This window comes from Cytobacillus gottheilii (assembly GCF_018582665.1).
In the GTDB taxonomy this organism is placed as follows: Bacteria; Bacillota; Bacilli; order Bacillales; family Cytobacillaceae; genus Cytobacillus; species Cytobacillus gottheilii.
The window spans coordinates 3885128-3897629 of record NZ_CP071709.1 but is presented as its reverse complement, the minus strand read 5'-3'; the positions used below and the strand labels follow the sequence as shown (position 1 = coordinate 3897629).

Annotated in this window: 8 protein-coding genes; 7 read left to right on the top strand and 1 reads right to left on the bottom strand. The window is 39.4% G+C overall.

Going from position 1 to position 12502, the window contains the following annotated elements:
• Positions 1-253: 253 nt before the first annotated feature.
• The 3 genes from J1899_RS19435 (at position 254) to J1899_RS19425 (ending at position 7392) form a co-directional block, all read left to right on the top strand.
• Positions 254-913 carry an HD-GYP domain-containing protein gene (locus J1899_RS19435; protein WP_214476071.1) on the top strand — a complete coding sequence of 220 codons (660 nt, stop codon included), beginning with the start codon at positions 254-256 and terminating at the stop codon, positions 911-913.
• 236 nt (positions 914-1149) lie between these two features.
• Positions 1150-6423 carry an Ig-like domain-containing protein gene (locus J1899_RS19430; RefSeq protein WP_214476069.1) on the top strand — a complete coding sequence of 1758 codons (5274 nt, stop codon included), beginning with the start codon at positions 1150-1152 and terminating at the stop codon, positions 6421-6423.
• Between the two features lie 138 nt (positions 6424-6561).
• Entirely contained in the window at positions 6562-7392 is an 831-nt protein-coding gene (locus J1899_RS19425) for a methyl-accepting chemotaxis protein (RefSeq protein ID WP_214476066.1), read from the top strand.
• A 106-nt stretch (positions 7393-7498) separates the two neighbouring features.
• Here the strand turns inward: J1899_RS19425 and J1899_RS19420 are convergent, their stop codons facing one another.
• Positions 7499-7798, bottom strand: coding sequence for a HesB/YadR/YfhF family protein (locus tag J1899_RS19420; RefSeq protein WP_066442674.1), 300 nt, complete (start codon positions 7796-7798; stop codon positions 7499-7501).
• A 625-nt stretch (positions 7799-8423) separates the two neighbouring features.
• Between J1899_RS19420 and J1899_RS19415 the strand changes: the two genes are divergently transcribed.
• From J1899_RS19415 to J1899_RS19400, 4 genes are all read left to right on the top strand, one after another.
• A complete protein-coding gene (locus tag J1899_RS19415; RefSeq protein WP_066442675.1) occupies positions 8424-8768 on the top strand; it encodes an ArsR/SmtB family transcription factor in 345 nt (114 codons plus the stop codon).
• Positions 8769-8782: 14 nt separating this feature from the next.
• A complete protein-coding gene (locus tag J1899_RS19410; RefSeq protein WP_066442676.1) occupies positions 8783-10078 on the top strand; it encodes an arsenic transporter in 1296 nt (431 codons plus the stop codon).
• Between the two features lie 15 nt (positions 10079-10093).
• On the top strand, positions 10094-10513 hold the full coding sequence (gene arsC / locus J1899_RS19405; protein ID WP_214476064.1) for an arsenate reductase (thioredoxin): 420 nt from the start codon (positions 10094-10096) through the stop codon (positions 10511-10513).
• Positions 10514-10865: 352 nt separating this feature from the next.
• Positions 10866-12152, top strand: coding sequence for an IS110 family RNA-guided transposase (locus tag J1899_RS19400; protein ID WP_214476062.1), 1287 nt, complete (start codon positions 10866-10868; stop codon positions 12150-12152).
• The last annotated feature ends 350 nt before the right edge of the window (positions 12153-12502 follow it).

Genomic DNA, 12502 nt, shown 5'->3' with positions numbered 1-12502 from the left:
TTTAATAAAAAATAGAATCCATATGTTTCCCAATAATAGACCGAAATAGGAAACAACTCCTATTTATTAAGTATGCCTAAAAGTGATTTATAGGTATTAAAAGGGAGATACCTCCTATTTAAAAAGACAGAGATACTGAATATAATTCGATTAAATAGTCATTTTATACTATGTTCGGTCTTGTGGATGTTATTTTAAAGATAAAAGAAGACTTTGTAAGGAGCAGTTACACAGAAAAGAGAGGGGGATAAACATGGAGTGCGGCATTGCCATATATGAACAGAGTCCATCTTATAAGTGGATTCAGGCTTGTAAGAAAAAGTCACAAAAAGAGCTGATCGATTACTTAATTGATAGGTGTGAGGTTGGTAAGTTTGAAATCATGGAGCATTTAAGAAATGTGCAGAAATTAACAGGAATCCTTGCTAAGGAGTATAACAAGCAAGCTAAAGTGATCCTTGATGAACATTATATAGAGAATATTATTCATTTCAGCATTTTACATGATATAGGAAAGTTCTGTATTCCTAAATATATTTTAAATAAGCCAGCGAGTTTAAATGAATTTGAGCGGAAAGTCATTGAGATGCATCCTTTATGGGGATGGGCAATTTTGAGAGAGAAAACATCCAATATTACATATTGCGAATCCATAAACATGAAAGTCGTTGAAAATATTATCCTGTATCATCATGAAAAGTGGGACGGTACTGGCTATCCATATGGATTAAAGGGATGTGCTATTCCTTTAGAAGCAAGAATTGTGGCCATTGTAGATGTATACGATGCTTTAACCGCTGTAAGACCTTATAAAAAGGCATGGAGTAAAAGGGAGGCATTGAATTACATTATTCAGGAAAAGGGAAAGCACTTTGATCCTTCAATTGTAGATATATTGGTAGATTGTATTTAGTTCATTCCAATATATAAAATATGGTAATAGTAATTCATTTATTAAAGCTGGTGTGAACTGGCTTTTTTATTTTGCCTAGGAATTCTCTCTGTTTTTATCATACTAGTCAATAGTTCCTATATTTGCTTAATAAATGGAAAAAGGAAATACAGGCTATTATCAGTAATCTCCTTAAATTAGATAATAATCCTATCATTTGGAAGAAACGAATTTATATTTAGGGAGATTGAATAGTTATGAAAAGATCAAACTGGTTTAGATCTAAGTTAAGGTTTATGGTATTGTTCGCATTTATATTAATGATGGCTCCATTCGGATTTTTTGTTGAAGAAAACAAGGCTTCAGCAGTTAACATAAATGTAATTGGCAATCAGAGCCTAGTATCTTCATATCAAAATGGTGAATTTTCTTTAACCATTACAGGCAATCAGGTGGCGAATATAGGATTGTTAAATAATTATGTTCCTATCTTTCAGCTGCCAGAGGAACTTTCGTATTTATTGAGCAACAATAATTTTAAAAAAGAAACGACGATTACTTACTCTATCCCATTTCTAGGGTTAGGAGGCAGCCTTTTAGAGAATAAAGGTACAATTACAGGATTTAATATTCTTACTAACAATGAAAATGCTTTAGTTGGTGCCAATATCGCCCACTTATTAGGAGTAAATGTAAGTACTCCTACGACCTTTACTCTCAGCATTAATTTAAAAAACTTAGGAGTAAATGAGCTTCCTCCAAGTTTAGACGGTAAGCTTACATCCAAAGCAATAGCTGTTGACAGTTTTTTGCTGGATCTTAATGTTTTGAATGGTCTTGGAGCGGTATCAACATTAAATACCACCTTTGTTGACAAGACAGCTCCTGGCCAGCCGGTTGTAGAAGCGGTCAATGGTATGAGCACAGATGTGAGTGGAACAAGTGAAGCGGGAGCGGTGGTGAAAATTGTATTCCCGGATGGAAGTGAGAAAACGACTGTAGCGAATGAAGAAGGCAAATGGACAGTTGCAATAGATCCACAAGCAGTCAACGCAGAACTGATAGTGACGGCAACGGATGCAGCCGGGAATACAAGTGAAGCTGTTACTGTGTTCGTGCAGCCAATTGAAAAGGCAGATACAGAAGCACCGGAACAGCCGATTGTAGATTCGGTCAACGAAACGAGTACAGTGATTACTGGAAACAGTGAAGTCGGAGCATTAGTGAAAGTAATTTTTTCAGATGGAAGTGAAAAAACGACAGTAGCGAATGAAGAAGGAGACTGGACAGTTGCGGCAGATCCTCAAGCGGCAAACACGGAATTAAGTGTGACAGCAACGGACGCAGCTGGAAATACAAGTGAAGCTGTTACTGTGTTCGTGCAGCCAATCGAAAAGGCAGATACAGAAGCACCGGCGCAGCCGATTGTCGATTCGGTCAACGAAACGAGTACAGTGATTACTGGAAACAGTGAAGTCGGAGCATTAGTGAAAGTAGTTTTTCCAGATGGAAGTGAAAAAACGACTGTAGCGAATGAAGGTGGCGAATGGACAGTTGCAATAAATCCACAAGCAGTCAACGCGGAATTAATAGTAACAGCAACGGACGCAGCTGGAAATATAAGTGAAGCTGTTACTGTGGTCGTGCAGCCAATCGAAAAGGCAGATACAGAAGCACCAGCACTTCCTGTTATAACTTCTATGGATGAAACAACTGGAGAAATATATGGAGAGAGTGAAAAGTATGCAAAAATTATATTAACTCTTCCAGATGAAAGTGAAGTCTATACTCAAGCTGATGATCAGGGAAAATGGTATGTACGCATTAATACGTATTCATTAAGTAGAAGATTAATGATTACTGCAGTAGATGATGCTGGAAACCGAAGTGAATCGGTGTCTACAACCATGAATGCTACTCCTGTTTCAGAAGGGTCAACAGAAACACCTCTGCAGCCAGAAGAACCTGCTTCAACACTTGAAGTAGAGGTGCCATCTGATGCAACAGAAGGAACGGTAGAAGAGGCTGACACAGAAACACCTGAGCAACCGGAAAATCCAACAGCAACAGAAGAAGAGCCAAATGGAACAGGTGGAAATGAAAATAGTTCAGAAACAGAGGCACCAGTCCAAACTGAAGATCCAACACCACCAACAGAAGAAGCTCCAACCGAAACTGGTGGAAATGAAGAAGGCGCAGAACCAGGAATATCTGAGCAACCATACGAACCTGTGACTAATCCAGAAGAACCATCAGAAGGTAATGCAGAAGATTCTGGTTCTGAAACACCAGTCCAAGAAGAGAGTCCAGCTACACAACCAGCAGAAGAAGGACCAACTGAGTCAGGTGGAAATGAAAATGGTTCAGAAATAGAAGTACCAAGCCAAATTGAAGATCCAACAACACCTGAAGTAGAAGTACCATCTGAGGGATCAGAAGGAATTGAAGAAGAGGCTGGAACCGAAATACCAGCTCAACCAGAAAATCCATCCACACCAATAGAAGAAGCTCCAACTGAAACTGGTGGAAATGAAGAAGGCACAGAACCAGGAACAACCGAGCAACCAAACGAACCTGTGACTAATCCAGAAGAACCATCAGAAGGTAATGCAGAAGATTCAGGTTCTGAAACACCAGTCCAAGAAGAGAGTCCAGCTACACAACCAGCAGAAGAAGGACCAACTGAGTCAGGTGGAAATGAAAATGGTTCAGAAATAGAAGTACCAGGCCAAATTGAAAATCCAACAACACCACCAACAGACGAAGAACCAACTGAAGCTGGTGGAACGGAAGAAGGAACTGAGACAGGAGCATCGGAGCAACCATATGAACCTGTAACAACTCCGGAAGAAATTCCGACTAAGGGGTCAGAAGGAACGGAAGAAGAGGCTGGAACAGAAACGCCAGCGCAACAGGAAAATCCAACAACCCCTCCAACGGAAGAAGAAGCAATTGAAACAGGTGGGAACGAAGATGGAACAGAAACAGAAGCACCAGTCCAAACTGAAGATCCAACAACACCAGAAGTAGAAGTGCCATCTGAGGAAGTAGAAGGAGCAGAAGAAGAGTCTGGAACAGAAACACCGGCGCAACCGGAAAATCCAACAACATCACCAACAGAAGAAGGACCAACTGAGTCAGGTGGAAATGAAAATGGTTCAGAAATAGAAGATCCAACAACACCAGAAGTAGAAGTACCATCTGAGGGATCAGAAGGAATTGAAGAAGAGTCTGGTACAGAACCACCAGCTCAACTGGAAAATCCAACAACATCACCAACAGAAGAAGAATCAACTGAAAATGGTGGGAACGAAGACGGAACAGAAACAGAAGCACCAGTGCAAACTGAAGATCCAACACCAGAAGTAGAAGTACCATCTGAGGAAACTGAAGGAATGGAAGAAGAGTCAGGCACAGGATCGCCAGAACAACCGGAAAATCCAACTACATCACCAACAGAAGAAGCACCAAGTGAAACTGGTGGAAATGAAGATGGAACACAAACAGAAGCACCAATCCAAACTGAAGATCCAACAACTGAAGTAGAAGTACCATCTGAGGAAACTGAAGGAATGGAAGAAGAGTCAGGCACAGGATCGCCAGAACAACCGGAAAATCCAACTACATCACCAACAGAAGAAGCACCAAGTGAAACTGGTGGAAATGAAGATGGAACACAAACAGAAGCACCAATCCAAACTGAAGATCCAACAACTGAAGTAGAAGTACCATCTGAGGAAACTGAAGGAATGGAAGAAGAGTCAGGCACAGGATCGCCAGAACAACCTGAAAATCCATCAACAACACCAATCGAAGAAGCACCAAGTGAAACTGGTGGGAACGAAGATGGAACACAAACAGAAGCACCAGTGCAAACTGAAGATCCAACAACTGAAGTAGAAGTACCATCTGAGGAAACTGAAGGAACGGAAGAAGAGTCTGGAACAGAACCACCAGCGCAACCTGAAAATCCAACAACACCACCAACAGAAGAAGCACCAAGTGAAACTGGTGGGAACGATGATGGGACAGAAATAGAAGCACCAGTGCAAACTGAAGATCCAACAACTGAAGAAGAATCAGGCTCTGAAACACCAGCACAACTGGAAGATCCATCATCACCACCAACAGAAGAAGTTCCAACTGAAACTGGTGGAACCGAAGATGGAACAGAGACAGAAACATCAACACAACCAGAAGATTCAACATCATCTGAAGCAGAAGTACCATCTGAAGAAGCGGAAAGTAAAGAAGAGGCTGAAACTGAAATACCAGTACAACCAGAAAATCCAACAACACCACCAACAGAAACTGGTGGAAATGAAGAAGGATCAGAGACAGAATTACCAACCAAAAAAGAAGATTCGGAAACATCGGAACCAGAAGCTCCATCTGATGGCTCAAAAGAAAACGAGGTTGTGCCTGGTCCAGCAACATCAGACCAACCGGAAAATCCATCAGCATCAGCACCAACTGAAACTGTTGGAAACCAAGCAGGTTCACAATCAGAATCACCAATCCAATCGGAAGATTCTATATCAATTCCAGAAGCTGAAGGATCATCTGATAATGGAGGAAATGAAGGGAAGCCAGTTCAACAGACAGTGCCATCTGCCGATAACGGTACACAGTTAAATTTGAGTGTAGAAAATGTTAATGAAGATAGCAGAATGGTTCAAGGGACTAGTGCCCCTTATAGCAAGATTACAGTTATCTTGCCAGATGGAAACAAAGTAACGACTGTGGCAGATATCAAGGGGAATTGGTCTGTATCAATTAGCCGTCAAAAGGCAGATGCGAGAATAAAGGTTGAGGCATTGAATTCTAAAAACAGTCAAAGTCAATACGTGTTTATAACAGTCAAACAAGCAGTAAATCAAGCATCAATAGGCGAAGTAAGTAGGAATAGCAGCAGTTCAACTTCTAAACTTGTCCCTAATGTAACTTATACTAGCAGTGGAAAGATATTGATTTCTGGTAAAAGTGAAGCGAATGCAACTATTGCATTACAAGTAGATAATAAAATCTATCAAAAAGTCACAGCAGATCAGAATGGGAATTGGTCTATCACGATGAATATGGCTGACACTGGTCAGAGACATATAGTGATGGTGCTCGATGCATTGGGTAATCATATTGAGGCAGCAGAATTTAGTATGCCAGAAGATGGCTGGAGTAATTTAGTGAAATCCGCTGATAAAGAATTACCTATATTGAGCATAGCAGATACAGGTGAGAATTCCTCAGAAAATATACTCTATCAAACTGCCAATGGAATGAATTTAGATTATATTAAGCCCGATTCTGGATTAGAAGGTACGATCTATGCCTCCAATGGGAAAACAGATTTATTGATCGATCGTAATTATTTGGGCATAAAAACAATATCAAACTGGCTGCTGGGAAGTGAAGATATCGTAAAAAGTAAAGTTACCTATTTATTCCAGTTCCTATTTTTACTATTCCTGTTTATAATCGTGTTAGTCAAAAGGCGTCGCAGCAAGAAATCAGAAGCGGTAGAGAATTTTTAAATTATGTAGGCTATCGAGAATTCCTCGATAGCCTAATATAATGATCTTTAGAAATGTAATACTAGTATTTTATGGGGAAGGATTTTTTCCCCTTTCAGTTTCAATCATTATTTTTATATAAAGAAAGGAGTTAACGTCATGGATATAAATAAATACGTCAGTACTCAAGTATTGGATCCGAATTCTGTGTTAGCTTCATTGGAATGTAACTTAGCTCTTATAGAATTTGATTTAGAGGGCAGAGTGATTTGGGTAAACGAAAATTTTGCCCAGACATTAGGATACAGTGTCAATGAAATGAAAACGATGAGGCATAAGCAATTTTGCACATTAGAATTGCAGCATAGTCCTCAATATGCTGCCTTATGGAATCATTTAAAAGCTGGAAAAGAATTTCAGGAAAAAATCCAGCGCGTTGGCAAATGCGGGAAGCTTATTTGGCTTGAGGCTACGTATATGCCTGTTTTAAACAAAGAAGGAAAAGTGGACGCCGTCCTAAAAATAGCAACCGATATAACACAGCGTGAAAATAAAACAGTAGAAATTGTTTCTCAGCTAAATGACCTATCGACTGATTTGGGGGAAATTGTTAGCCATAACTCGAATGAGAATATAAAAGCGATTCACTTGCTGCAGGAACAAACAGATGTCATTAGAGGATTGTCTAAATCAATTCAAAATCTTTCTTCTCAAACGAATATATTAGCGTTAAATGCGGCGATTGAAGCAGCACGGGCAGGAGAACATGGCCGCGGTTTTAATGTAGTAGCGACAGAAGTGAGGAAATTGGCTACTAATGTTGACAGTGCGATTAAAAAGATGAATGAAAACATTGAAAATATTTACCAAGAAGTACAAAAGGTTAGTGCGATTACACAGCATTCTCAAAAAACAGTCATTACCACTCAAACGAAGATAAATAGCACGATGAAAGAGTTTGAGGAACTTACCACGGTACCAACCTGCTGATACTTCCTATTAAATGCGAATACACGATGATTCAAATAACATATATGCAAAAACCCTCTGAGCAGATAAAGAGTCTGCCCGCACAGAGGGTTTTATTATGATCACATTATTCTGGTTTAATATAGTCATACTCCACTTCATCACTTTTTTCATTATAATCTACATATAGATCATGACCATTAAAAAACCATAGATCAGCATCTTCAACAAAGAATGTGATGCCGTCTGATACGGTTTCGACAACCGCATTTCTCGAATCATTATCGATCGTAAAGGCAAGAGCATATCCCTCTTGGACTGGACTTGTTCCATAAATTTGCGAGTAAAAGCGAACCTTTTTTCCCGGCTCTAAACCAACCTCATCCTTAAACCACTGCAATGCTTTATCACTAATTTGGATTTTCAAGAAGTACAGCTCCTTTTTCATTTTAATATTATAGCTTTTCCTCATAGAATAAAAATACATATACTGACTGGATCAGTCTTTTACGAAAACATATATATCATATTAATGATAACATTTTCGCGGTATATAGTAATACGACAATTCTAAGACACTTTTAAGCTATATAGCTCACTTTTTAGGGACATATATCCAATATAATCTCAGAAAAAAGACCCGTAGAGAGGGTCTTTTTTCTATAACTTATGATCATCTTTTGTTTCTTTGAGTTCACTGCGATGGATTAATTCAATATAGTTCAGATTTGATTTTTTTATTTCGCAATATCCTGACTCGTTTGTTTTAATGAGATAATAGATTTCATCGTTATACCAAATTTTTCTGCACCTTTTTTCCACGTTTCACCTTCTTCTTAACTCCTGTTTTATAAACAGGCATATCTTTGTTAAGCACTAAAATGTTTATATAATTCAATTTTTCACCTTTTTACTATTATTTAAAAGTAAAACAAAGAAACTTTTCTATTTTTGTACATTGACGGATATCCATATAAGGAAGAGAGACAAAATAAGTATTTACATATATAAGCATATCATTATATAGTGATGTAGGGAAAAGGGAGGCGGAAATGTTGGAATCAACGCTTGATATCGGAACAGCAGCACAGATCCTTAAATTGTTAGGTGATAAAACACGTTTAACAATGGTGAAAATTCTTGATCATCATGATTGTTGTGTGTGTGAGTTTGTCGGGATTTTTAACATGAGCCAGCCTGCAATCAGCCAGCATCTCAGAAAACTGAAGGATGCAGGGGTTGTGGGGGAAACACGCAGAGGCCAGTGGATTTTTTATTCGCTGAATAAAAACAGTGAATACTACCAACTGGTACAGAACCTGCTGAGTCACCTTCCAAGTCAGGATGATAAATTAGCACAACTTGAAGAACAGGGATTAAGAATTTCCTGTGAGTAAAAGGAGGGAGTAAGATGACTCAAATTATACTGGCATCCGTAATTTTTTTAGCCACACTGATCCTTGTCATCTGGCAGCCTAAAGGGCTATCAATCGGGTGGTCAGCCTGTGGAGGTGCCATTCTTGCACTTCTTGCGGGTGTAGTCGATTTTAATGATGTATTGGATGTCACATCAATTGTTTGGAACGCGACTTTGACATTCGTTGCTATTATTATTATTTCTCTTATTTTAGATGAAATTGGTTTCTTTGAATGGGCGGCACTGCATATGGCGAGAGCGGCAAAAGGGAATGGAGTCAGAATGTTTGTCTATGTCTCCATTTTGGGAGCATTGGTTGCAGCCTTTTTTGCAAATGATGGTGCGGCTTTGATTTTGACGCCAATTGTACTCGCGATGGTCAGAAATCTTAAATTTGAGGAAAAGATGGTTTTCCCGTTTATCATTGCAAGTGGATTTATTGCGGATACAACTTCACTTCCATTAGTCGTCAGTAATCTCGTGAACATTGTGTCTGCTGACTTTTTCGACATTGGATTTGTAGAATTTGCATCCAGAATGATTATTCCAAATTTCTTCTCATTAGCGGCCAGTATTATTGTTTTGTATTTATATTTTCGAAAAAGCATTCCAAAACAATATGATTCAAACCATTTGAAGAATCCGGCTGAAGCGGTTAAAGACGGAAAAATGTTTCGTCTCTCCTGGATTGTTTTAGGGATCTTATTAATTGGTTATTTTGTTAGTGAGTTTATAAAGGTTCCTGTTTCCATCATTGCTGGTCTTATTGCTATTTTCTTTTTAATCATGGCAAAAAGAAGTCCAGCGGTAAATACAGGTACAGTCATTAAAGGAGCTCCATGGGCAATTGTATTTTTTTCGATTGGAATGTATGTCGTGGTGTATGGTTTGCGTAATGCAGGTTTAACTAGCGTTTTAGCAGATGTGATTCAAGCGACAGCAGATCAGGGTCTTTTTGCGGCAACCATCGGGATGGGCTTTATTGCTGCGATCCTTTCGTCGGTTATGAATAACATGCCGACTGTGATGATTGATGCGCTCGCGATCGCAGATACAAATACAACGGGGGCTATTCGTGAAGCGCTCATTTATGCAAATGTGATTGGCTCTGATTTAGGGCCGAAAATTACACCAATTGGCTCACTCGCAACCTTGCTGTGGCTTCATGTTTTATCCCTTAAAGGAGTAAAGATTTCGTGGGGCACCTATTTTAAGACGGGAATCATCTTAACGATTCCAACATTATTTATCACACTGGTTGGATTATATATTTGGTTATTGATTATTTAAATGGAGGAATAAAATATGTCTAAAAAAACGATTTATTTTCTATGTACAGGCAATTCCTGCCGCAGCCAAATGGCTGAAGGATGGGCAAAGAAATATTTAGGTGATTCGTGGAACGTGTACAGTGCAGGTATTGAGGCGCATGGTTTAAACCCGAATGCTGTTAAAGCGATGAAGGAAGCTGGTATTGATATAACATCTCAAACTTCCGATATCATTGATCCTGAAATCTTGAATCATGCCGATTTAGTTATCACACTTTGCGGTGATGCGGCTGATAAATGTCCAGTGACACCTCCTCATGTGAAACGAGAACACTGGGGATTTGATGATCCTGCCAAAGCAGAAGGAACAGAAGAAGAGAAGTGGGCATTTTTCCAGCGTGTCAGAGATGAGATCAGCGAGCGGATTAAAACGTTTGCGGAAACAGGGAAATAGAGAGAAGGCAGAATACCTATATAAATATGAAAAAGGGGCTGGCATAAGTATTCAGTCTAGTGATACAACCAAATGATTAGAAAACAACACTTTCTAATCATTTGGTTTTTTATTAATTATTTTATATTATATCTTTCAGACATGAGTGAAATGAAGCGGAGGACACTCGACTCCTGTGGGCAATAGAGGAAAAGGTGAGACCCCGCAGGAGCTTGCTCCGAGGAGCATTCCTGTAATAAAGTAATTTGGCTATAATTCGAAGTTTAAGCGATGTGCAAAAAAAAAGTCCCCTTGGTACGATAGAGAGTGTCATGCATGACCTCGAATTAAGTACCGAAGGGAGACTTCTATTATGGATATTACACAAAATGAACGAATTAAGCAAATTAATGAACACACACTGATTATCGGTGTCGATATTGCAAAGTACAGACATGTTGCCCGGGTGATTGATGATCGGGGAATTGAGTTATCCAAACGGCTTATTTTCTGGAACTGTTTAGCGGGATTCAAGCTATTATTTGAGTGGGCAAAAGAATTAAGCGAAAAAACAGGCCGTCCCAATGTGATTATTGGCATGGAGCCGACCGGCCATTATTGGATTCCCTTAGCTTATTTCTTGAAATCACAAGGGATAAAGGTGGTTCTAGTCAATCCAATGAAGGTCAAAAAGTCAAAGGAATTAGATGATGATTCCCCTACCAAGAATGACACCAAGGATGCAAAAGTCATTGCTCAACTCATTCGTGCCGGGCGCTACCATGAGCCCACTTTACCTGAAGGTGTATATGCAGAGCTGCGTGAAGGCGTAAAACTATTTGACATTATTCAGGAAGATCTTTCCTCCATTAAAGCACAAATGCATAATGTACTAGATCGATATTTCCCTGAATTCTTGACCGTTTTCAAAAAATGGGATGGGAAAACGGCAATATACCTCTTGAAATGTGGCTACTTGCCGAAAGATATCTGTCAAAAGAGAGAAGATGAATTACTCCAAGAACTAAAGACGTCGGTGTACAAGAATATTAGTATCACGCTAATACGAAAGTTAAAACAAGCAGCTGCCTCGAGTATTGGAATGACCGTAGGTCTCCGTATGGCTCGTGAAGAAATTCTCTATCTTGTAGGCCAATATCAACGGTTAGAAGAACGTCTTGAAGCTCTTAAGACGCAGCTAGAAGAGCTTGTATTGAGCGTTCCAGGAGCGGAGCGCATGATTGCCATAAAAGGTGTTGGGGCAATGACAGTTGTTGGTTTTTTTGCCGAGGTTGGTGACCTTTCAAACTATAGAGATCCACGCCAAATTATTAAATTAGCGGGACTCAATTTGAAGATGAACCAGTCCGGTAAACACAAAGGGAAGACAACGATCACAAAACGGGGACGGCGGAGATTGCGTTCCATACTGTATCAAGTTGCCCGTCCCCTGGCTTGCCATAACAAAGCCTTCAATGCCCTTCATAATCACTACAAAAATAGGACAAAGAATCCCTTAAAGGGCAAACAATCTTATGTTGCTTTAGGCCGAAAATTAATAAAAATATTGTTTATGATTGGAACACGAGAGAGTTCGTTCAGTGAAGAACGCATGCTTCGAGATATCCCATATTTTACGAATAACCAGGTAGCTGCTTAACCAATAGACAAGTCTGATATTGTTTTGTACTTTTTCTTAATTATGACAAATGAAGCATGGATTAGCCGGTCAACATTCCGAGCATTAGGGCAAAGACCCCCCCGAGGAGCATATCCGGCATCCACACATGGTCAGGTCGAACGAAGGAATTTGCGCGCATAGACGCTGAGAGAAATGGGAGGGTCCACCACCATGTCGTAAGTGGAGATCCATAGGTGCGATTATATGATCACTACCTAAAACTGGAAAACGCCTCCTCCGGTCTATATAAACTCAAATTTATATTCCATTTTTTAAAAAAAGTGGATATATTTGTTTGAATGTGCTATATCCATTCTTTTAGACACTAG

Coding starts and splice junctions, on each gene's coding strand:
- J1899_RS19410 (WP_066442676.1), top strand. CDS start 8,783: ATGACTCAAATTATACTGGCATCCGTAATTTTTTTAGCCACACTGATC.
- J1899_RS19430 (WP_214476069.1), top strand. CDS start 1,150: ATGAAAAGATCAAACTGGTTTAGATCTAAGTTAAGGTTTATGGTATTG.
- J1899_RS19435 (WP_214476071.1), top strand. CDS start 254: ATGGAGTGCGGCATTGCCATATATGAACAGAGTCCATCTTATAAGTGG.
- J1899_RS19400 (WP_214476062.1), top strand. CDS start 10,866: ATGGATATTACACAAAATGAACGAATTAAGCAAATTAATGAACACACA.
- J1899_RS19415 (WP_066442675.1), top strand. CDS start 8,424: ATGTTGGAATCAACGCTTGATATCGGAACAGCAGCACAGATCCTTAAA.
- arsC (WP_214476064.1), top strand. CDS start 10,094: ATGTCTAAAAAAACGATTTATTTTCTATGTACAGGCAATTCCTGCCGC.
- J1899_RS19425 (WP_214476066.1), top strand. CDS start 6,562: ATGGATATAAATAAATACGTCAGTACTCAAGTATTGGATCCGAATTCT.